The 21,383-nt window shown below is 63.5% G+C and carries 16 protein-coding genes; 7 read left to right on the forward strand and 9 right to left on the reverse strand.

Going from position 1 to position 21,383, the window contains the following annotated elements; all coding sequences use genetic code 11:
- The first annotated feature begins 161 nt into the window (after positions 1-161).
- The gene (locus FGL95_RS22910; RefSeq protein ID WP_169591220.1) at positions 162-1,565 is read left to right on the forward strand and encodes a xylulokinase; all 1,404 of its coding nucleotides are present in this window, start codon (positions 162-164) and stop codon (positions 1,563-1,565) included.
- On the opposite strand, the gene FGL95_RS22915 is transcribed toward FGL95_RS22910, so the two are convergent.
- Both FGL95_RS22915 and FGL95_RS22920 read right to left on the reverse strand, forming a co-directional pair.
- Positions 1,554-2,981, reverse strand: a complete 1,428-nt coding sequence (locus FGL95_RS22915) for a mannitol dehydrogenase family protein (RefSeq protein WP_169591223.1) — start codon at positions 2,979-2,981, stop codon at positions 1,554-1,556. The two genes, FGL95_RS22910 and FGL95_RS22915, sit on opposite strands and share 12 nt — an antisense overlap.
- Complete coding sequence (locus tag FGL95_RS22920) at positions 2,978-3,994, reverse strand: NAD(P)-dependent alcohol dehydrogenase (RefSeq protein WP_169591953.1); 1,017 nt, start codon at positions 3,992-3,994, stop codon at positions 2,978-2,980. The genes FGL95_RS22915 and FGL95_RS22920 overlap by 4 nt, the downstream gene beginning before the upstream one ends.
- A gap of 112 nt (positions 3,995-4,106) precedes the next feature.
- On the opposite strand from FGL95_RS22920, the gene FGL95_RS22925 reads away from it, so the two are divergent.
- Genes FGL95_RS22925 through FGL95_RS22945 form a run of 5 tightly spaced genes read left to right on the forward strand, consistent with a single transcriptional unit; the run spans position 4,107 to position 9,434 of the window.
- Positions 4,107-5,099 (forward strand): sugar-binding transcriptional regulator, encoded by a 993-nt coding sequence (locus FGL95_RS22925; RefSeq protein ID WP_338079982.1) that lies wholly within the window; start codon positions 4,107-4,109, stop codon positions 5,097-5,099.
- A complete protein-coding gene (locus FGL95_RS22930) occupies positions 5,096-6,448 on the forward strand; it encodes an ABC transporter substrate-binding protein (RefSeq protein ID WP_169591228.1) in 1,353 nt (450 codons plus the stop codon). The genes FGL95_RS22925 and FGL95_RS22930 overlap by 4 nt, the downstream gene beginning before the upstream one ends.
- A 2-nt stretch (positions 6,449-6,450) precedes the next feature.
- The gene (locus tag FGL95_RS22935) at positions 6,451-7,419 is read left to right on the forward strand and encodes a carbohydrate ABC transporter permease (protein ID WP_169591230.1); all 969 of its coding nucleotides are present in this window, start codon (positions 6,451-6,453) and stop codon (positions 7,417-7,419) included.
- A complete protein-coding gene (locus FGL95_RS22940; RefSeq protein ID WP_169591232.1) occupies positions 7,419-8,291 on the forward strand; it encodes a carbohydrate ABC transporter permease in 873 nt (290 codons plus the stop codon). Before FGL95_RS22935 ends, FGL95_RS22940 begins: the two co-directional genes overlap by 1 nt.
- A gap of 30 nt (positions 8,292-8,321) precedes the next feature.
- The gene (locus tag FGL95_RS22945; protein WP_169591234.1) at positions 8,322-9,434 is read left to right on the forward strand and encodes an ABC transporter ATP-binding protein; all 1,113 of its coding nucleotides are present in this window, start codon (positions 8,322-8,324) and stop codon (positions 9,432-9,434) included.
- A gap of 4 nt (positions 9,435-9,438) precedes the next feature.
- On the opposite strand, the gene FGL95_RS22950 is transcribed toward FGL95_RS22945, so the two are convergent.
- Together FGL95_RS22950 and FGL95_RS22955 are read right to left on the reverse strand one after the other, a co-directional pair.
- Positions 9,439-9,639: a hypothetical protein gene (locus FGL95_RS22950; RefSeq protein ID WP_169591236.1), complete on the reverse strand. Its 201-nt coding sequence runs from the start codon at positions 9,637-9,639 to the stop codon at positions 9,439-9,441.
- 104 nt (positions 9,640-9,743) lie between these two features.
- The gene (locus FGL95_RS22955) at positions 9,744-10,592 is read right to left on the reverse strand and encodes a helix-turn-helix transcriptional regulator (protein WP_169591238.1); all 849 of its coding nucleotides are present in this window, start codon (positions 10,590-10,592) and stop codon (positions 9,744-9,746) included.
- 101 nt (positions 10,593-10,693) lie between these two features.
- Between FGL95_RS22955 and FGL95_RS22960 the strand changes: the two genes are divergently transcribed.
- Positions 10,694-11,704 (forward strand): aldo/keto reductase, encoded by a 1,011-nt coding sequence (locus tag FGL95_RS22960; RefSeq protein ID WP_169591241.1) that lies wholly within the window; start codon positions 10,694-10,696, stop codon positions 11,702-11,704.
- Between the two features lie 55 nt (positions 11,705-11,759).
- Here FGL95_RS22960 and rpmF read toward each other — a convergent pair whose 3' ends face one another.
- The 5 genes from rpmF to FGL95_RS22985 all read right to left on the reverse strand — a co-directional run bounded on the left by rpmF (position 11,760) and on the right by FGL95_RS22985 (position 21,367).
- Positions 11,760-11,930, reverse strand: coding sequence for a 50S ribosomal protein L32 (gene rpmF / locus FGL95_RS22965; protein WP_169591243.1), 171 nt, complete (start codon positions 11,928-11,930; stop codon positions 11,760-11,762).
- Between the two features lie 195 nt (positions 11,931-12,125).
- Positions 12,126-16,079, reverse strand: coding sequence for a DNA-directed RNA polymerase subunit beta' (locus FGL95_RS22970; protein ID WP_169591246.1), 3,954 nt, complete (start codon positions 16,077-16,079; stop codon positions 12,126-12,128).
- A 100-nt stretch (positions 16,080-16,179) separates the two neighbouring features.
- The gene (gene rpoB, locus FGL95_RS22975) at positions 16,180-19,686 is read right to left on the reverse strand and encodes a DNA-directed RNA polymerase subunit beta (RefSeq protein ID WP_169591249.1); all 3,507 of its coding nucleotides are present in this window, start codon (positions 19,684-19,686) and stop codon (positions 16,180-16,182) included.
- A gap of 419 nt (positions 19,687-20,105) precedes the next feature.
- On the reverse strand, positions 20,106-20,774 hold the full coding sequence (locus tag FGL95_RS22980; protein ID WP_169591251.1) for a hypothetical protein: 669 nt from the start codon (positions 20,772-20,774) through the stop codon (positions 20,106-20,108).
- Positions 20,774-21,367 carry a mammalian cell entry protein gene (locus FGL95_RS22985; RefSeq protein ID WP_169591254.1) on the reverse strand — a complete coding sequence of 198 codons (594 nt, stop codon included), beginning with the start codon at positions 21,365-21,367 and terminating at the stop codon, positions 20,774-20,776. Before FGL95_RS22985 ends, FGL95_RS22980 begins: the two co-directional genes overlap by 1 nt.
- Positions 21,368-21,383: the final 16 nt, after the last annotated feature.

Here is a 21,383-nt window from a genome sequence, read left to right on the forward strand (position 1 = left end):
ATTCGCGCACGCCGTACCCCGCACAAGTAGCCGACCGACCTTAGACAAGCCAGAACGCTACTGGGACAACGGCGTGCGCACCCATATGCGACACAACCACCCACGGTTACGTCAGTAGAGCCCTAAAAGACTCACGAGCTGGTCACGCCTAGTCTCGAAGGATGGCTCTCGTTGCAGGAGTGGATTCGTCGACGCAGTCGTGCAAGGTCGTCGTTCGCGATGCGGCAACCGGCGCCCTGATCCGACAAGGCCGCGCATCGCATCCGGCGGGCACCGAGGTCGATCCAGCGCACTGGCGGTCCGCGCTGGAACGCGCGGTCGACGACGCGGGCGGGCTCGCCGATGTTGCGGCGGTGTCGGTCGGCGCACAGCAGCACGGCATGATCTGCCTCGACGACAAAGGCGCCGTCGTGCGACCAGCCTTGTTGTGGAACGACATTCGGTCCGCAGCGGCCGCCGATGAGCTGGTCCGGGAGTTGGGTGGCGCACAGCAATGGGCACAGGCGGTCGGCGTGGTTCCGCTTGCGGCCATCACAGTCGCCAAGCTGCGCTGGCTTGCCGACAACGAGCCTGGCAACGCCGATCGGACAGCGGCAGTGTGCCTCCCGCACGACTGGTTGACGTGGCAACTCGCAGGCGCCACGTCGATCGACGTGATCGCCACCGACCGCGGCGATGCCAGCGGCACAGGGTATTTCGCCGCAGCGACCAACGAATACAAACCAGAATTGCTCGCGCTCGCCTTCGGCGCACGGCAACCGTTGCTCCCCCGCGTCGCCTCGCCCAACGAGGTCGTCGGCACTCACGCCGGCGGCGCAATTCTCGGACCAGGCACGGGCGACAATGCGGCGGCCGCCCTCGCGCTCGACGCCCGCGAGGGTGACGTCATCGTCTCGATCGGAACGTCCGGTGTGGTGTCGTCGGCCAGCACGGTCGTCGCGAACGACTCGTCCGGCGAGGTTGCCGCATTCGCTGACGCAACGGGTCGCCAATTGCCATTGGTCTGCACGCTCAACGGCGCTCCGGTGCTCGACGCGACCGCGCGACTACTCGGCGTGGACCTCGACCGTCTCGCCGACCTGGCGCTGTCTTCGACCAGCGACGGACTTGTGCTGGTCCCCTATCTGAGCGGCGAGCGCACCCCGAACCGGCCCGCCGCCACCGGCGCGGTCCACGGTTTGCGGCTCGGCAACAGCACGCCCGCACACTTCGCCCGCGCCGCCGTCGAGGGCTTGTTGTGCGGATTGGCCGACGGCATCGACCGGCTTCGCGCCCAAGGCGTCCGGACCGAGCGAGTCCTGCTGGTCGGCGGCGGTGCCCGGTCCCGAGCGGTCCGCGAACTCGCGCCAGCGATCTTCGGTATGCCGGTGGGGGTTCCCGAACCGGGCGAATACGTGGCCGACGGCGCAGCCCGCCAAGCGGCGTGGGCGCTGACCGGCCAGGACGCGCCACCGCAGTGGAATCGTTCTGCGACAAAAACTTACGAGGCCGATCCGACGCCGGACATTCGCGAACGCTACAGCGAGGTCCGCGATCTCACGGACGGCTCACCGCTACTGCCTTAATGCCGCAACTGTCGCCGCGGCGCCGTTTTCGTGCAGAGACGCGAGCGCCTGCACGTACGAGTCGACGAATACAGGCTGGTCGATGAGGTCACCGAACACCTCTCGGTCGGTCAGGAATGCCGTCGGATCTTGGCGTTGCTTGCGCGCCAACGGGACGAGCCGATCACGCAGCGGGTCGACGATCTCGATCTCGTTGCCCTGCTCATCGACGCCTTCGGCATATCGCGCCCAGCTTGCGATCACGGTCGCGGCGCACGACATTTCGCCACCGGTCGACAATTGATGCCGTACAACTGGCAAGAGCCACTTCGGGATTCGGTCCGACGACTCGGCACAGAGCCTCGCGACCGTGTCGCGAATCGCAGGGTTGGAGAAGCGCTCGATGAGTGTGTGTTTGTACTCGTCGAGGTCGACGCCGGGCACCGGTCGCAGTGTCGGCGTCGCTTCGGTATTCATGTAGCGCAACAAGAATCGGGCGAAATCAGGATCGCGGGCGACCTCGTGGACCAACCGGTAGCCACTGAGATAGCCGAGGTAGCACATCGCTTGATGGCTGGCATTGAGCAGACGCAGCTTCATCAATTCGTAGGGCGCGACGTCGTCGACGACCTGGACACCGACCTTTTCGTACGCCGGACGGCCGGCCGTGAAGTGGTCTTCGAGAACCCATTGGGTGAACGGCTCGGTGACGACGGGCCAGGCATCGTCGATCGAATAGCGTTGTGCCACCTCCACAGTGGTGTCCGCAGTCGTCGCGGGCGTGATGCGGTCGACCATCGAATTGGGGAACGCACCCTCGGAGTCGATCCACTCTGCGAGGTCGGGATCTCGAAGCCGCGCGAAGGCTGTGAACGTCGCCTGCGCCATGTGCCCGTTGCCTTCGATGTTGTCGCAGGACATGATCGTGAACGGCACCAGTCCGCGATCTCGGCGTCGAGCCAACGCCTCCACAATGAGTCCGAAGGCAGACGTCGTGTCGTACCCGTCGGAGTCAGGCGAGAAGTTGTAGCCGCCCTCGGTGATGGTCAACGACGCGATGCGAGTCCGCGGGTCGGCAAGCTTCTCGATCACCGCTTCGGGGTCGTCCGGCGCATAGAGGTACTCGACGATCGACCCGACAACCCTTGTCTCCCAGGTCCCATCTGGATTGGTGATCGACAGCGTGTACAGACAATCCTGGTCACGCATGACATCGCGCATCCGCTTGTCCGACGGGAGCACACCGACGCCGCAAATGCCCCATTCGCGCGCTTCGCCACGTTCCAACAGCCGGTCCAGGTACATAGCCTGGTGTGCGCGGTGAAACCCGCCGACCCCGAAATGCACTATCCCGACGCCGATTCCGGCACGATCGTAGGTCGGAACGGATACGACATCGGCGAACTGCCCGACCGTGTCAGCTCGTAGTTTCGTCATGATTGTCCTCCCCGCCGCACGTCGACGACTGCCTTGATGTTTCCAGGGATACGGTCCGCTTCCAGCGCTTTCGCTACTTCTTCCAGCCCGAATCGGGCAGTCACCATGGAGTCGAGATCGACCGCGCCCGACGTGGCGAGTTCGATCGCGAGCGGCCACGTGTTGGCATAGCGAAAGACACCCTGCAGCACGAGTTCTCGGTTCTGCAGGAGCGACAACGGCAGACTCACCTCGTCGGCCCCCATTCCGACGAGGACGACTGTGCCTGCCGGACGAACCGCGAACATGCCGTCGACGACGGCCCGCGGCGCACCGGAGGCATCGATGAACGAGTCGACCGCCAGTTCGCGGACCGAGTCCGTCGTGGGATCGATCGTCTCGGTGGCACCGAATTCCGTTGCGCGAGCACGGCGCGCGGGATCGGGATCGGACATGACGATGCGGGTGGCGCCGAACGCACGCGCGACGGCGGCGGTCACCAGCCCGACCGGACCGGCCCCCGCGATCAGCACGTGCGCGCCCGCTTCGATACCTGCCTTGCGGACCGCGGCGATCCCCACCGAAAGCGGCTCGAGCAGCGCGGCGGAATCGTCGCTCATGCCGTCCGGCACAGCGTGGGCAAATGCGGACTGGATCGTGACGAACTCGCACAAGGCGCCGTCGACGGGCGGGGTGGCATAGAACTGCAGGTGCGGGCAGAGGTTGTACAGGCCGCGCCGAGTCTCCGAACTGGCCGGATCGGGCCGCTGCGGTTCGATGGACACTCGCTCGCCGATTCGGCTTTTCGGCACGTCGTCGCCGACTGCCACGATGCGCCCCGCGGCTTCGTGCCCCAGGACGATCGGTGCGGTCACGACGTATTCGCCGATGCGCCCGTGCCGGAAGTAGTGCGCATCCGAGCCGCAGACGCCGACGACGCTGACCTCGACCAGCACATCGTCGCGCGCGGGCTGCGGGACCGGCCGCCGTCGCACCTCGACCTGACCTGGCTCGACGAGCACGCTCGCCAGCATCGACTTCGTTTCGAGTGTTGTGTGCGTCACACTACGATGCTAACTTGTTTGAGCAGCCGTTCATAGCCTGAGCAATTGCTCACGCAGCTGGCCCGCTCGACGAGGAGTGCGTGTGACTACCGATCCACCCCGCCCCGCCGCATCCGAAGATGTGCGGCTCGCGCTTCGCGCCGCGACGCTGTATCACCTCGAGGGGGCCACCCAAGCCGAGATCGCCGCCAAACTCGGCGTCTCCCGGCCGACTGCCGGACGATTGATCGCCCGCGCTCGGGCCCAGGGTCTTGTACGAATCGAAATCAGCGTCCCCAACGATCTGCTTGCCGCGATCCACACCGATCTGGAACGCGATCTCGAGCGCGCCTTCGGTCTTACCGAGGCGGTCGTGATCGGCGATGTACCCGATGGATCCGCGACCGGTTATCACCCGCTCGGTCGGGCCGCGGTGAGTGTGCTCAGCCGCCGTTTGCAGGCCGACGATACGCTCGGATTCACCTGGGGCCCTGAGACTGTCGCGGTGGCGCGGGCCCTCGGTCCGCGGTCCGCGCGGTGCGCAAATGTCGTGCAACTCGACGGATCGATGACGACTGCCGATTACCAGACCGGCGTCGATTACATCCTCGGCACCTGCGCGACACAGTTGCAGGCGACCCCACTGCGCCTGCATGCGCCGCTGTTCGCCGATCCCCCGACAGTCACTGCACTGGAACAGGATTCGAACATCGGACGAGCTCTCGAAGTAGGACGCAATGCCGACGTGATGATGTTCGGCGTCGGTCCTGTGTCGACGAACACGACACTGTTCGAAGGCAGCTACATCGACAACACCATTCTCGACGAACTGCACGAACTCGGCGCAGTCGGTGAAATCGGTGGGCGCTTCTACCAATTGGACGGCACCGACGTCGGCGGTTCACTGCCCGCCCGGACCGTCTCCACGCCGCTCGGCTCCGTCCGGGCCTGCCCGTCGACGGTGCTCGTTTGCGGCGGAGAACTCAAGCACGAGGCCATCCTCGGCGCACTCAATGGAGGTCTGGCGACCGTCTTGGTCACCGACGTCGAGTGCGCACGGTGGCTGCTGGAACAGAAGGAGGAATCGGCCCGATGAGCATTCGTTCGAAGATCGTTGCCGCCACGATGGCGGTCACGACAGCTATGGCGATCGGAGGGTGCGCCGGCGCCGGGTCGTTCACCGGTGGGGGCGGCGACGCCGTCACGATCGCGATCATTTCCAACTCCCAGATGCAGGACGCGATCAAGCTCTCCAAGGAGTTCGAGCGCGAAAACCCCGACATCAAGCTGAAATTCGTGTCGCTGTCGGAAAACGAGGCCCGCGCAAAGATTACGGCGTCGGTCGCGACGGGCGGCGGCGAGTTCGACGTGGTGATGATCAGCAACTATGAGACACCGCAATGGGCCAAGAACGGCTGGCTGACAAACCTTTCCGACTACGCCAAGAAGACTCCCGGCTACGACGAGACGGATTTCATTCCGTCCCTGCAGAAGTCACTGTCGTACGAAGGCAGCATGTACTCAGTTCCGTTTTACGGCGAGTCCTCGTTCCTCATGTATCGCAAGGACCTCCTCGAACAAGCCGGCCTGACGATGCCTGCGAAACCGACCTGGGAAGAGGTTGCGGGATTCGCAGCGAAACTCGATAACCCTGGCGATATTTCGGGTATCTGCCTACGCGGCAAGCCGGGCTGGGGTGAAGTTCTCGCCCCACTCGACACAGTCATCAACGCTTTCGGTGGTCGCTGGTTCGACGAGAAGTGGAACGCGCAACTCAACAGCCCGGAAACCGAGAAGGCCGTGCAGTTCTACGTCGACTTGGTCCGCAGCCATGGTGAACCAGGGGCTGCGACAAGCGGATTCAGCGAATGCGCGACTCAACTTTCGCAGGGCAACACCGCGATGTGGTACGACTCCACCGCCGCGGTCTCTGTGCTGGAGGATCCGTCTGCGAGCAAGGTCGTCGGCAAGATCGGTTATGCGCCAGCACCGTCCGCGGAAAAGGGTGACAACGGCTGGCTCTACTCATGGTCGCTCGGTATTCCGAAGACCAGCGAAAGGCCGGACGCTGCCTGGAAATTCGTGTCTTGGATGACCAGCAAGGAATACCTGAAGATGGTCGGCACCCAGCTCGGCTGGGAGCGCGTTCCACCTGGTAGCCGGCTCTCGACCTACGAGATTCCTGAATACAAGGCCGCGTCCGCCGCGTACGGACCACCGACCTTGTCTGCCATGGAAAAGGCTGATCCCGACCATCCGACCGTTCAACCGGTGCCATACACCGGAATTCAGTTCCTGACGATCCCCGAGTTCCAGGATCTCGGCACCCGGGTCAGTCAGCAGATCAGCGCCGCCGTCGCGGGACGGATCAGCGTGCACGACGCATTGGCACAAGCACAGCAATACGCCGAAGTGGTCGGCAAGACATATCAGGAGGCTGGGTAGCCATGTCCCAATCGGTAGCAGAAGTGGCGCCCCCGTCGACGCCCGAATCGAGAAAAGCCGCGGTGCTGAAGTCGAAGCGCCAGCACATCTCCCGTGCTGAAGGCTGGCGCCGGCGCGGACCGCTCCTCCCCGCGCTGATCTTCATGATCGTCGTCACCCAGATTCCGTTCGTCTTCACCCTGTACTACTCGACGCAGTCGTGGAACCTGGTGCGCCCGGGTTCGCAGAAGTTCAACGGACTCAACAACTACGTCGACGTTTTCAAGGACAGCCAGTTCCGGTCGGTCGCGCTCAACACGGTCATCATGATCGTCGGGACCGTCATCATCTCGGTGTTCCTCGGGCTATTGCTCGCGTTGCTGCTGGACCGCAAGTTCCTCGGTCGCGGCATCGTGCGGACACTGTTGATCACCCCGTTCCTCGTGACTCCCGTTGCCGCGGCGTTGATTTGGAAGACGACGATGTTCGACCCCGTCTTCGGTCTGATCAACTTCGTCTTGAAGCCGTTCGGCGTCGGTCAGGTCGATTGGATCAGCAAGTACCCCCTGCCAGCAGTGATGGCCGACTTGGTGTGGCAGTGGACGCCGTTCATGATGCTGCTGATTCTCGCCGGCCTGCAATCGATGCCACGCGACATCCTGGAAGCGGCCCGGGTCGACGGCGCAGGTTCGTTTGCCCTCTTCCGAGAACTCACCCTTCCGCACTTGCGGCGGTTCATCGAACTCGGCGCGGTTCTCGGAGCCGTCTACCTCGTCAACACCTTCGACGCCGTGTACATGATGACCTCCGGCGGTCCGGGTGTGGCGAGTTCCAACCTGCCCTACTACATCTATCAACGCGCGTTCCTCGGCTTCGACATAGGCCAAGCGGCCGCGATGGGCGTCGTCACAGTAGTGGCAACGATCATCATTTCGACCCTGGCGCTGCGCCTGATCTTCAAGAGCTTCAGCGGAACCGAGGAGGCAGCCTGATGAGTACCGATGTGACAGCACGGCCTACGCAGACCGCCACGAACATCGTCAAACACAAGAAGCGTTGGGGCCGCGACTCGATCTGGTCCGTCATCGCGTGGGTGATCGGCATCGGCTTCTTCTTCCCGGTGCTGTGGATGGTGATCACCGCCTTCAAGCAGGAGAGCGACGCCTACACCGATCCCCCGACGGTCGTCTTCACTCCGACCCTCGATCAGTTCCGCGCGGTCCTCGACAGCGGAATCGGAACGACACTGCTGAATTCGGCTTTCGCAACGGGGATTTCGACACTGCTGGTGCTGCTCCTCGGAGTTCCCGCGGCGTTCGCGTTGTCGCTGCGTCCGGTCCGAAAGACAAAGGACGCGTTGTTCTTCTTCATCAGCACGAAGATGCTTCCCGTCGTCGCAGCGATCATTCCGCTTTACGTCATCGTCGGCGACATCGGCATGCTCGACAACGTCTGGACTCTGGTAATCCTCTACACCGCAATGAACCTGCCGATCGCGGTGTGGATGATGCGGTCGTTCTTCCTCGAAGTTCCCGGCGAACTACTCGAAGCGGCAAGCATGGACGGCGCCAGCTTGTGGACCGCGGTTCGAGAGGTCATCTTGCCTCTCGTGTCACCCGGCATCTCTGCGACGGCTTTGATCTGCATCATCTTTTCCTGGAACGAATTCTTCTTCGCAGTGAACCTGACAGCCGTTCAGGCACAGACGATTCCGGTATTTCTGGTCGGCTTCATCACGGGCCAGGGCCTGTACTGGGCACAGTTGTCCGCTGCCGCTGTGCTCACCGCCCTGCCCGTGGTGCTCGCCGGCTGGTTCGCACAGAACAAGCTCGTCCGCGGTCTCTCTTTCGGCGCTATCAAATAGAAGCTTTCAAATAGACATAGGAGCATCACAATGGCTGAGATTTCGTACAAAGAAGCCTCGTGCGTATACGAGGGCGCAGACAAGCTCGCGGTCGATTCGCTGAGCCTCGACATCGAAGACGGTGAATTCGTCGTTCTCGTAGGCCCTTCCGGCTCGGGGAAGAGCACAGCCCTGCGCATGCTCGCCGGCCTGGAAGACATCGACGGCGGCAACATCTCGATCAACGGCAAGGACATGGCCGGCGTCCCGTCGAAAGACCGTGACATCGCAATGGTGTTCCAGAACTACGCGCTGTACCCGAACAAGACGGTCGGCGAGAACATGGGCTTCGCCCTCAAAATGCGCGGGGTGCCGGTCGAGGAGCGCAAGCGAAAGGTCGCCGAAGCGGCGAAGGTCCTGGACCTGACCGAGTACTTGGACCGCAAGCCCGGCAAGCTGTCCGGCGGTCAGCGGCAACGAGTTGCGATGGGGCGGGCCATCGTTCGCGAACCCCAGGTGTTCTGCATGGACGAACCGTTGAGCAACCTCGACGCCAAGCTCCGTGTGCAGACGCGCACCCAGATCGCCGCTCTGCAACGACGATTAGGCACCACAACCGTCTACGTCACGCACGATCAGGTCGAGGCCATGACGATGGGCGACCGCGTGGCTGTCCTGAAGTTCGGCCAGCTGCAGCAGTTCAGTTCACCGACCGAACTCTACGACCGCCCGGTCAACGCGTTCGTCGCCGGATTCATCGGTTCCCCTGCGATGAACCTGTTCGTCACGCCGGTTGTATCCGGCGGAGTCAACATCGCGGGCACCACGGTGCCGCTGCCCCGGGAGTCCATGAACCAGATCGCAGCGGCGGGACTCGAGACCGTCACCGTCGGAGTGCGGCCTGAACAGCTCGAATTACGCAGGGACGGTGCAGGCTTCGGCGTGGTCGTCGAGCTGATCGAAGAGCTCGGCAGCGAATCCTACGTCTACGCACGGAATTCCGGCCCGGCCATCACCGGACTCGACTCCGCACCGGTCACGTTCGTCGCGCGCTCAGCCACCCGTTCGCCCGCCAAGCTCGCTGAGACCGCGACCATGACCGTGCGCGAGGGAGCCACGATCCACCTGTTCCACCCGGCCACAGGCGCGCGGATCGGCGACTGAGACGCTATTTGAGGAACTTGCCGCCGACCACCACGACGACAGCGCCGATCAGCAACCCGACGATCGCCGTCGGCAGCCCGACAAGCCACCACACCAAGCCGAACACCGCAGCGACCGGCAACAGCGCGACCAGCAGAATCACTGGGCTCTCGCGAATCGTTTCGATCGCCGACCGTGCGCGGATCCGATCGATTTCTTTAGCCATGAGAGTCAGATTACTGGGATTTGGCGCTCCACGCTTGTGTCCCGGTCGGCCCACCCTCGTGAGTCTTTTAGGAGTCCCTGGACTCCAAAAAGACTCACGAGCAGTCAGCGGGGTTTTCCGCTCAACGCTTGTGTCCCGATCACGCGCAGGAGGTCGAGTTTCGCCTGCGCGTCGGTCCCGGGCCGGGGGAAGTAGACGAGCAGGTGCTGGGTGGTCGACGGGGTGAGCAGCGTTTCGCAGTTGATGTCGATGAGCCCGACCTCGGGATGCAGGATGCGCTTCTGGTCGCTCACCCGCACCGCGACCTGATGCTCGTCCCACAACCGCTCGAATTCCTCGCTCCCGCCACGCAACGACCCGATCAGCTCCGTCACGTCGGCATCGCCCGAGCGTCGAGCGGCTGTGGCGCGCAGGTCCGCGACGTGCTTGCGGCCCAAGCGGTCCCAGTCCTCGGCCGGGAAGCGCTCTCGCGCGGCCGGATCGGTGAACCACCGCCAGGCGTAGTACCGGTCGAGGCCGGCCCGATCTGCGTTGTCCCCCAACAGAATCGTGTGCATCCTGTTCTGTACGAGGACCTCGCCGAGGTCGGAGATCACGCAAGCCGGCGTGTCGTCGAGCTTGGTCAGCAAATGCAGGAGGCCAGGTCCGACGTGTTTGTCGCCGCCCGCTCGAGTCGGCGCCGGATCGCCGACCAAATGGTAGAGATGGTCGCGCTCGTCGTCCGTGAGGCGGAGTGCCCGGGCCAACGCCGCGAGGACCTGCGTCGACGGGTGCGGTCCGCGTGCTTGTTCGAGGCGCGTGTAGTAGTCGGTCGACATCCCGGCCAGCAACGCGACTTCGTCGCGACGTAGGCCGGGCGTGCGCCGACGCACGCCCGGTGCAAGCCCCACATCGGAGGGGACGAGCTGGGCGCGACGGCGACGCAGAAAGTCGGCGAGCTCGGTTCGGTCCATCGCTCCACTGTCTCGCACCGCGGTCACTGTTAGCCAGGGATTGCCGATCCCCCGATCGACCATCTCTGCCGAACTCCGACCAGCAGGCGCAAGGTTGAGTCATGACGACAACACAGATCGAGAAAGTTCAGCTCGGATCGACTGGTCCGACAGTCAGCCGCATTGGCCTCGGCGCCATGGGAATGTCGGGGATGTACGGCGCTTCCGACGACGCCGAATCCATAGCCACAATCCACGCCGCGCTCGACTCCGGCGCCAACATCATCGACACCGGCGACTTCTACGGCGCGGGCCACAACGAGATGCTGATCGCCAAGGCCATCGCCGACCGCGCCCGCGAAGACGTGGTGCTGAGCGTCAAGTTCGGCGGAATGCGCAGTCCGGGCGGCGGGTGGGGCGGCGTCGATACCCGCCCTGATGCGGTCCGCAACTTTTTGACCTACTCGCTGCAACGCCTCGACGTCGACTACATCGACATCTACCGGCCTGCACGCCTGGACCCAGCGGTCCCGATCGAAGAGACGGTCGGCGCGATCGCCGAAATGGTGGAGGCGGGCTACGTCCGCCATATCGGGTTGTCGGAGATTGGCGCAGACACGCTTCGCCGGGCGACTGCGGTCGCGCCGATCGCGGACCTGCAGATCGAGTACTCGCTGATTTCGCGTGGCATCGAAGCCGACATTCTGCCGACCGCCCGCGAACTCGGCGTCGCGGTCACGGCGTACGGCGTGCTGTCACGCGGTTTGTTGAGCGACTCTATGCGTGACGGTAAAGCATTCGCCGCCAACGACTTCCGCGCCCATAGCCCCCGCTTCCAAGGCGAGAATCTGACCCGCAACTTGCAACTGGTCGAGGCATTGGCCCAGGTCGCCAGCCAGCACGACGTCAGCGTTGCGCAGTTGGCCATCGCCTGGGTGCTGTCCCGCGGCACCGATATCATCCCTGTCATCGGCGCGCGACGCCGCGAACGCTGGGCCGAAGCCACCGCCGCTCTCGCATTGGAATTGACACCCGAGGACCTTGCGGTGATCGAGGCTGCCGCCCCTGCCGACGCGGTCGCGGGTGAACGCTACGCGGTCGCGCAGATGGCGACGCTCGACAGCGAGCACTAGGCCCTACAACCGTGCGCGAGTCTTACCCTTCCAGGGGTAAAACTCGCGCACAGTCTTAGACAGTCAAGTCGAGAAGTCCGAGTTGGGCAGCGCGGACCAGCCTGCGCGGAACTCGGTGCGCCACACCGTCGATCCTCACTTTCACCAGGTCGGGAGGCGTCGCCTTCCACTGGGACCGGCGATGACGAGTGTTGGACCGAGACATACGACGCTTGGGGACGGCCACGGGAGTACCTACTTTCGATAACGGTTTCCAATAGCGAGCCTACGCACAGGCGGTGCTAAATGAAAATAGTTACCAACAAAAGGCGAACCCGGACTGTGCGCGATTTTTACCCCTCAGGGGGTGAGACGCGCGCACGGGGTCCGGACAGCACTCGGCCCCCGCATCCGAAGGGATGCGGGGGCCGAGTTGCGTTGACTAGCGGTAGTCCGAGAAACCGTAGTCGTCCAAAGGAACCGCAGCACCGGTCCCGGAGCCGAAGCCGTCCGGGGAGTAGTACTGGTCGTCGTAGGACGGGACCGCGTATGCAGCTGCGCGGGCCTCTTCGGTCGGCTGAACCGTGATGTTGCGGTAGCGGTTGATACCGGTACCAGCAGGGATCAGCTTTCCGATGATCACGTTTTCCTTCAGACCGATCAGCTTGTCGGAGCGGCAGTTGATCGCCGCATCCGTCAGCACGCGAGTGGTCTCCTGGAACGACGCTGCCGAGAGCCACGAGTCCGTCGCGAGCGACGCCTTCGTGATACCCATCAGCACCGGACGTCCGGCAGCAGGCTCGCCACCTTCGGCAACGACTCGACGGTTGCTGGACTCGAACTCGGCACGCTCGGTGAGCGAACCGGGCAGGAACTCCGTCGAACCCGAGTCGATGATCGTCACGCGACGCAGCATCTGGCGCACGATGACCTCGATGTGCTTGTCGTGGATCGACACACCCTGGCTGCGGTACACCTCCTGGACCTCGTTGACGAGGTGGATCTGCACCTGACGGGGACCCATCACGCGCAGGACCTCGTGCGGATCCGCCGAGCCTTCCAGCAACTGCTGGCCGACCTCGACATGGTCACCGTCGGACAGCAGGCGCTCGGTGCCGTCGTCGTGCTTGAAGACGCGCAGACGTTGACGCTTGCTGAGCTTGTCGTAGACGACTTCCTCACCACCGTCATCCGGGATGATGGTGATCTTGTAGAAGCGGTCGTCGTCCTCGAGCCGAACTCGGCCGGTGACGTCGGCGATCGGAGCCTTGCCCTTCGGCACACGTGCCTCGAACAGTTCCTGGACACGCGGCAGACCGCCGGTGATGTCCTCGCCTGCAACACCACCCTGGTGGAAGGTACGCATGGTCAGCTGCGTGCCGGGCTCACCGATGGACTGCGCAGCGACGATACCGACCGCCTCGCCGATGTCCACCAGCTTGCCGGTAGCCATCGAGCGGCCGTAGCACGTTGCGCAGACGCCGGTGCCGGTGGTGCAGGTGAGCACCGAACGGACCTTGACCTGCGTGATGCCGGCAGCGAGCAACGCATCGATCGCCGGGTCGCCGAGGTCGGCGCCACGGTTGATGATGATGTTTCCGCTCGCATCGACCGCGTCGGAGGCCAACGTACGTGCGTACGTGCTGGTCTCGACGTGTGCGTCACGAACCAGCGAACCGTCGAGCTGCTTCTCGGCGATGTGCGTCGTGATGCCGCGCTCGGTGCCACAGTCGTGCTCGCGCACGATGACGTCCTGCGACACGTCCACCAGACGACGGGTCAGGTAGCCCGAGTCGGCGGTACGAAGCGCGGTGTCTGCCAGACCCTTACGAGCACCGTGGGTGTTGATGAAGTACTCCAGCACGGTCAGGCCTTCCTTGAAGGAAGACTTGATCGGACGCGGGATGAACTCACCCTTCGGGTTCGTCACCAGACCCTTCATGCCGGCCAGCGAACGGACCTGCGTCATGTTTCCGGCGGCGCCGGACTTCACGATGATCGGGATCGGGTTGTCGTCCGGGTAGTGGGCCTCCATGGCCTTACCGACCTCGTCGGTAGCCTCGGTCCAGATCTTGACCAACGCGCTGTTGCGCTCCGTGTGGTTCAGAGCACCGCGCTGATACTTGCGCTCGATCTGGTCGGCCTGCGCCTCGAACGCCTCCATGATGGCGGGCTTCTCCGGCGGAACCAGGACGTCGGACATCGAGATCGTGACACCCGAACGCGTGGCCCAGTAGAAGCCAGCGTCCTTGAGCTTGTCGACGGTCTGCGCAACGACGATCATCGGGTAGCGCTCGGCGAGATCGTTGATGATCGTCGCCTGACGCTTCTTCGGCATCTGCTCGTTGACGAACGGGTAGTCGGCCGGGAGCAGCTCGTTGAAGAGCACGCGACCCAACGTCGTTTCCGCGATCCAGGCGTCGCCGCGCTTCCAGCCGTCCGGGAACAGCTGCGCTTCGAGCTCACGCGACGGACGCTGCTGCGTCAGCCGCACTCGGATTGCTGCCCGAACAGACAGCGCGCCACGATCGACGGCCATCTGTGCCTCGGCCGGCGAGGAGTACGCACCGGTCTCAGGCACGTCCTTCGCGGTGTCGGTGCGAGTGCCGACGGCACCCTCTTCGAGCCGGGTCAGGTGGTACAGGCCGGTCACCATGTCCAGACGCGGCATGGCGAGCGGTCGACCCGACGCGGGCGACAGGATGTTGTTGGACGACAGCATCAGGATGCGGGCCTCGGCCTGCGCCTCCGCGGACAACGGAAGGTGCACGGCCATCTGGTCACCGTCGAAGTCGGCGTTGAACGCCTCACAGACGAGCGGGTGCAGCTGAATTGCCTTGCCTTCGACCAGTTGTGGCTCGAATGCCTGAATACCCAAGCGGTGCAGGGTAGGTGCGCGGTTCAGCAGCACGGGGTGCTCGGCGATGACCTCTTCGAGGACGTCCCACACCTGTGCACGCTGACGCTCGACCATGCGCTTCGCAGACTTGATGTTCTGCGCATGGTTCAGGTCGACGAGCCGCTTCATGACGAACGGCTTGAACAGCTCGAGCGCCATCAGCTTCGGCAGACCGCACTGGTGCAGCTTGAGCTGCGGACCGACGACGATGACCGAACGGCCCGAGTAGTCGACGCGCTTGCCGAGGAGGTTCTGACGGAATCGACCCTGCTTGCCCTTGAGCAAGTCGGAGAGCGACTTCAGCGGGCGGTTACCCGGCCCGGTGACCGGACGTCCACGACGACCGTTGTCGAACAATGCGTCGACGGACTCCTGCAGCATCCGCTTCTCGTTGTTGACGATGATCTCGGGGGCACCGAGGTCGATCAGTCGCTTGAGGCGGTTGTTGCGGTTGATCACGCGGCGGTACAGGTCGTTCAGGTCGGACGTGGCGAAACGGCCACCGTCGAGCTGAACCATCGGGCGCAGCTCCGGCGGGATCACCGGAACGGCGTCGAGGACCATGCCCATCGGCGAGTTGCCCGACATCTGGAATGCCGCAACAACCTTGAGCCGCTTGAGCGCGCGCAGCTTCTTCTGCCCCTTGCCACTGCGAATGGTCTCGCGCAGCGACTCGGCTTCGGCATTGATGTCGAAGGTCTGCATCAGCTTCTGGATCGACTCTGCACCCATCGCACCGGTGAAGTACTCGCCGTAGCGGTCGATGAGCTCGCGGTAGAGCACCTCGTCGACGATGAGCTGCTTCGGGCTCAACTTGGTGAAGGTGGTCCAGATCTCGTCCAGCCGGTCCAGCTCGCGCTGGGAGCGGTCACGGAGCTGACGCATCTCGCGCTCGCCGCCGTCCTTGACCTTGCGGCGAACGTCGGACTTGGCGCCTTCGGCTTCGAGCTCGGCCAAATCGGCTTCGAGCTTCTGGGCACGGGCCTCGAGGTCGGCGTCACGCTGATCGGCGACGCCTTTCTTCTCGACCTCCATCTCGGCTTCGAGAGTGGAGAGCTCGTTGTGGCGCAGCTCTTCGTCGACCGTCGTGATGACGTAGGCGGCGAAGTAGATGATCTTTTCGAGATCCTTCGGCGCCAAGTCGAGCAGGTAGCCCAAGCGCGACGGAACGCCCTTGAAGTACCAGATGTGGGTGACCGGTGCGGCCAGTTCGATGTGGCCCATCCGCTCACGACGCACCTTGGCGCGAGTGACCTCGACGCCACAGCGCTCACAAATGATGCCCTTGAAGCGCACGCGCTTGTACTTGCCGCAGTAGCACTCCCAGTCCCTGGTGGGACCGAAGATCTTCTCGCAGAACAAGCCGTCCTTCTCTGGCTTGAGCGTGCGGTAGTTGATGGTCTCCGGCTTCTTGACCTCGCCGAAGGACCACTGACGAATATCGTCGGCGGTAGCAAGACCGATCCGGAGTTCATCGAAGAAGTTGACGTCTAGCACGTAACTCCCTTTCCCCATTTGGGTTTTAGGTTGAGCAAAATTCTCGATGTGTGAATGTCGCATCCAGTCGATCTGTCCGACTGGATGCGACATTCATTCGCTAGTTCGCGAGGTCGTCGACCGTGGCGGACTCGTTGCGGGACAAGTTGATTCCCAGGTTCGCGGCAGCGCGTTCCAGGTCCTCGTCGTCGCCGTCACGCATTTCGATGGCCGCACCGTCGGACGACAGCACCTCCACGTTCAAGCACAACGACTGCAGCTCCTTCAGGAGCACCTTGAACGACTCGGGGATACCAGGCTCCGGGATGTTCTCGCCCTTGACGATCGCCTCGTACACCTTCACGCGACCGACAACATCGTCCGACTTGATGGTGAGCAGCTCCTGCAGCGTGTAAGCCGCACCATAAGCCTGCATCGCCCAGCACTCCATCTCACCGAAGCGCTGACCACCGAACTGGGCCTTACCACCGAGAGGCTGCTGCGTGATCATCGAGTACGGACCGGTCGAACGAGCGTGGATCTTGTCGTCGACCAAGTGGTGCAGCTTGATGATGTACATGTAGCCGACCGAGACCGGGTACGGGAACGGCTCGCCGGAACGGCCGTCGAACAACGTGGCCTTTCCGTCCTTGCCGACCATGACGTCGCCGTCGCGGTTCGGCAGGGTCGACTCGAGCAGACCGGTGAGCTCGTCTTCGCGGGCACCGTCGAACACGGGCGTCGCGATGTTGGAGTTCGCAGGTGCAGACAGCATCTCCTCGGGCAACGTCGCGGCCCAGTCGGGCCGAGTTCCGTCGCTGGCGATGTCGATGTTCCAGCCGGTCTTGCCGATCCACCCGAGGTGGGTCTCCAAGATCTGACCGATGTTCATACGACGCGGCACACCGTGGGTGTTCAGGATGATGTCGACCGGAGTGCCGTCAGGCAGGAAGGGCATGTCTTCGGCGGGGAGGATCTTGCCGATGACACCCTTATTGCCGTGGCGGCCGGCCAGCTTGTCGCCGTCCTGAATCTTGCGCTTCTGCGCGACGTACACGCGAACGAGCTCGTTGACGCCGGGAGGCAGATCGTCGTCGTCATCGCGGCTGAAGACGCGGATGCCGATGACCTTGCCGGACTCGCCGTGCGGCACCTTGAGCGACGTGTCGCGAACCTCGCGTGCCTTTTCACCGAAGATCGCGCGCAGCAGGCGCTCCTCCGGGGTCAGCTCGGTCTCGCCCTTCGGCGTGACCTTTCCGACCAGCACGTCGCCGTCACGAACCTCGGCACCGATGCGGACGATGCCGCGCTCGTCGAGGTCTGCGAGGACCTCGTCGGAGACGTTCGGGATGTCCCGAGTGATCTCTTCGGCACCGAGCTTGGTGTCGCGAGCATCGATCTCGTGCTCTTCGATGTGGATCGAGGTGAGAACGTCCTCTTCCACGAGGCGCTGCGACAGGATGATCGCGTCCTCGTAGTTGTGGCCTTCCCACGGCATGATCGCCACGAGCAGGTTCTTGCCGAGCGCCATTTCACCCTGATCGGTGCATGGTCCGTCGGCGAGGACCTGACCGGTCTCGACGCGGTCACCCTCGTCGACGATCGGCCGCTGGTTCGCGCAGGTGCCCTGGTTGGAACGGGCGAACTTGCGCATCCGGTAGCTCTTGCGAGTGCCGTCGTCGGCCATCACCGTGACGTAATCGGCCGAAACCTCTTCGACCACACCGCTCTTCTCGGTGACGACGACGTCGCCCGCATCGACAGCCGCACGCAGCTCCATGCCGGTGCCGACGAGCGGCGCCTCGGAACGGACCAGCGGAACAGCCTGACGCTGCATGTTCGCACCCATGAGGGCACGGTTGGCATCGTCGTGCTCGAGGAACGGAATCATCGCGGTTGCGACCGACACCATCTGGCGCGGCGAGACGTCCATGTAGTCGACGTCAGTAGACGCGACCAGCTCGACCTCGCCACCCTTGCGTCGCACGGTGACCCGCGCGTCGGTGAAGAAGTTGTCCGCGTCGATCGGCGAGTTCGCCTGAGCAACGACGTGACGATCTTCCTCGTCGGCAGTGAGGTACTGGACCTCTTCGGTGACCTGACCGTTGACGACCTTGCGGTACGGCGTCTCGATGAAGCCGAACGGGTTGACCCGCGCGTACACCGACAGCGAACCGATCAGGCCGATGTTCGGACCTTCAGGAGTCTCGATCGGGCACATACGGCCGTAGTGGCTGTGGTGCACGTCGCGGACCTCGAGGCCGGCACGCTCACGGGACAGACCGCCGGGGCCCAACGCCGAAAGACGGCGCTTGTGGGTAAGACCCGACAGCGGGTTGTTCTGGTCCATGAACTGCGACAGCTGCGAAGTTCCGAAGAACTCCTTGATCGCGGCAACGACCGGACGGATGTTGATCAGGGTCTGCGGCGTGATCGCCTCGACGTCCTGAGTCGTCATCCGCTCGCGAACCACACGCTCCATGCGGGACAGGCCCACGCGGATCTGGTTCTGAATCAGCTCGCCGACCGTACGCAGACGACGGTTACCGAAGTGGTCGATGTCGTCGACCTCTACCGGAACCTCGATGCCGCCGGGAGCGGTCATCGTCTGATCGCCCGCATGCAAGTGCACGAGGTACTCGATGGTGGCGACGATGTCTTCTTCGGTCAGCACCGACGAGGTGATCGGATCACCCGTGTGGATACCGAGCTTCTTGTTGATCTTGTATCGACCGACGCGAGCCAGGTCGTAACGCTTCTCCTTGAAGAACAAGTTCTCCAGAAGGGTCTGCGCGCTTTCCTTGGTGGGGGGCTCGCCTGGTCGCAGCTTGCGGTAGATGTCGAGCAGCGCCTCGTCCGTGCCGGCTGTGTTGTCCTTCTCCAGCGTGGCCATCATGATTTCGGAGAAGCTGAACCGCTCGGTGATCTGCTCGGTCGTCCAACCCAGCGCCTTGAGCAGCACTGTGACCGGCTGGCGACGCTTGCGGTCGATGCGAACGCCGACCGTGTCGCGCTTGTCGACGTCGAACTCGAGCCACGCACCGCGACCCGGAATGACCTTCACACCGTGCAGGTCCTTCTCGGTCGCCTTGTCGATGTTGTGCTCGAAATACACACCGGGCGAACGCACGAGCTGCGACACCACGACACGCTCGGTGCCGTTGATGATGAATGTGCCCATCGACGTCATCATGGGGAAATCGCCCATGAAGACCGTCTGGCTCTTGATTTCACCAGTGTTGTTGTTGATGAATTCCGCGGTGACGAACAACGGCGCCGCGTAGGTCATGTCCTTGTCTTTGCACTCGTCGACCGACGCTTTGACTTCGTCGAAGCGGGGGTCCGAGAACGACAGCGACATGGAGCCCGAGAAGTCCTCGATCGGGGACAGCTCGGTGAGGATCTCCTCCAGTCCACCGGCAAGCGCGTTATCGCCGCGTGCTGCTGCACGCTCACGCCACGCCGGCGCACCGATCAACCACTCGAACGAATCAGTTTGGAGATCAAGGAGCCCTGGTACCTCCAAAGGCTCACGAATCTTTGCGAAAGAAACCCTCTTAGGGGCTCCGGGAATCCCGGTATTGGCCTTGGTCTGGCTAGAGACTGCCAAGATGCGTCCTTCCAGCACCTCACGCGGGCCGCGTAATCACGCGACCATCGCTCGTACCTGCTTGTTCCTGTGGGGCGAGTCGCTGGTGACTACCGAACGGAACTCGCCCACGACAACCAGGAAGTGACACTGAGAAGTGACACTTTCGGCAGTAGAGGTACGAGAGGTGGACAGGAGGCAGCCAGCGCAACGTCCAAACTTACACGCAAAGGTGCGCCATGTCGAGCGGCGCAGCAAAAGTAACACCCGAGCTGGGGTTCCGTGTGGCTACGACGCTGGTTGCCAGCCGCCAGACGAACAAACTCTAGCGTCGACGCACAGCCGCACGACCCGCGATTTCTCGCATGTTCTCGCCATTAGAGTGACGCTTCAACACCGCGCCGTCAAGACTTCTGGCGGCGTTTTACCCAATCTGTTCAGCAGAAACACATCACAACTCAGTTGGGAACAACTTCGGCGAGCAGCCACTTGTCGCCGACCTTCTCCATCCGCACGACCTGCGGGCCTTGCCTGCTTTCCACGGCGACACCGTCGCGGTCCACGCTCACGGCCACGAACACGATCACCTCGGCGCGGTCGCCGTCCAATGCCGTGACACCCACGTCGTCGACACGCGCGGTCGTGCTCGTGTGAGACTGAACCGCGAAGTCCTTTGTGGCATCGGCAGTCTTGTTGAACTCGTCCTTCATCTTGTCCGTGAAGACCTGGCTGCCCGCGTTGCGCCAGTCGTCGATCTTGTCGTATTTGTACTGGGCGAGAGTGACGATCGCATTCGCTGCCGCGGCCTTGACCTGCTCGGTCGCGGGGTTGTCGACGAAGGCCTCGTTGGTCACGTCGGCGCCCGGCCTGAAGTAGGCGACCAACGCGAAGACACCGAGGACGAGTGCGGCGCCCGCGAGAATCGCGGTGAGCCGCCAGTCACGCAAAGTTCGAGCCGGCGACGGCGCCGGCTCCGACTTCTTGTCTGGTTTGCGGAGCAGCACGCTCGGCGTCGGGGCGTCCTCGCCGTTGTCGACAACCCTGTCGACTGCGGGTCGGTTGGCCCCCGCGACCTTCGGACGACGACGCGGAGTCGACCGGTTCACGCGACGATTGGGCGGTGCCATCACCGGCCTCCTGGCTCGGTCGGTTGGGGCTCGGGTGTTGGCGTTGGCGTGGGTTGTGGCGTCGCAGGCACGTCGAGCGGCAGCGTTTCGAGCCGCGTCGCTTCGGAGGCCTTCCAGACACCGTCGACGGTCTCCAACTGGATCGTCATCGTGACGCGGTCCAAGAGGGCAGGCTGGTTCGCCCTCGTCGTCGACTGGTGCAGCACGACGAGCGCTTTCGCCGTCTCTTCATCGGAGTTCAGTTCGATGAGCGAGACGTTGGTGATCTCTTTGACGGCGAGGCTCGCTTGATTGGCGGTGATTGCTGTCTTGAGCGCTTCCTTGTTCGCGATGTACTCGTCCTTGAGCTTGCCCGTGACCGACGATTCGATGTTCCGGAAGCTGGCGTCGAGATCGGCCAGGTCGAAGGTGCTGATATTCAGCGCAGCACTCTGTGCCGCATCGAGTGCTTCCTCGCGCGCATGGGCCCGCGGCTTCTCCACAAACGCCGCGTGGGCCCAGCCGAATCCGAACCAACCGGCCGCAGCGAGGGCAATGAGCGCCAGCAAGGCCGCCAGCCCCGTCGCTGCGGGCAACAAGCTACCGCGCTTCACGCGCCCACCATACGTG

Source organism: Antrihabitans stalactiti, assembly GCF_012932915.1.
In the GTDB taxonomy this organism is placed as follows: domain Bacteria; phylum Actinomycetota; class Actinomycetes; order Mycobacteriales; family Mycobacteriaceae; genus Antrihabitans; species Antrihabitans stalactiti.

Bases quoted from the DNA above. Each gene is read 5' to 3' on its own strand.
- FGL95_RS22920 (WP_169591953.1), bottom strand. From the start codon at position 3,994: ATGCTGGCGAGCGTGCTCGTCGAGCCAGGTCAGGTCGAGGTGCGACGG.
- FGL95_RS22930 (WP_169591228.1), top strand. From the start codon at position 5,096: ATGAGCATTCGTTCGAAGATCGTTGCCGCCACGATGGCGGTCACGACA.
- FGL95_RS22935 (WP_169591230.1), top strand. From the start codon at position 6,451: ATGTCCCAATCGGTAGCAGAAGTGGCGCCCCCGTCGACGCCCGAATCG.
- FGL95_RS22910 (WP_169591220.1), top strand. From the start codon at position 162: ATGGCTCTCGTTGCAGGAGTGGATTCGTCGACGCAGTCGTGCAAGGTC.
- FGL95_RS22955 (WP_169591238.1), bottom strand. From the start codon at position 10,592: ATGGACCGAACCGAGCTCGCCGACTTTCTGCGTCGCCGTCGCGCCCAG.
- FGL95_RS22915 (WP_169591223.1), bottom strand. From the start codon at position 2,981: ATGACGAAACTACGAGCTGACACGGTCGGGCAGTTCGCCGATGTCGTA.
- FGL95_RS22950 (WP_169591236.1), bottom strand. From the start codon at position 9,639: ATGGCTAAAGAAATCGATCGGATCCGCGCACGGTCGGCGATCGAAACG.
- FGL95_RS22980 (WP_169591251.1), bottom strand. From the start codon at position 20,774: ATGGCACCGCCCAATCGTCGCGTGAACCGGTCGACTCCGCGTCGTCGT.
- FGL95_RS22945 (WP_169591234.1), top strand. From the start codon at position 8,322: ATGGCTGAGATTTCGTACAAAGAAGCCTCGTGCGTATACGAGGGCGCA.
- FGL95_RS22960 (WP_169591241.1), top strand. From the start codon at position 10,694: ATGACGACAACACAGATCGAGAAAGTTCAGCTCGGATCGACTGGTCCG.
- FGL95_RS22940 (WP_169591232.1), top strand. From the start codon at position 7,419: ATGAGTACCGATGTGACAGCACGGCCTACGCAGACCGCCACGAACATC.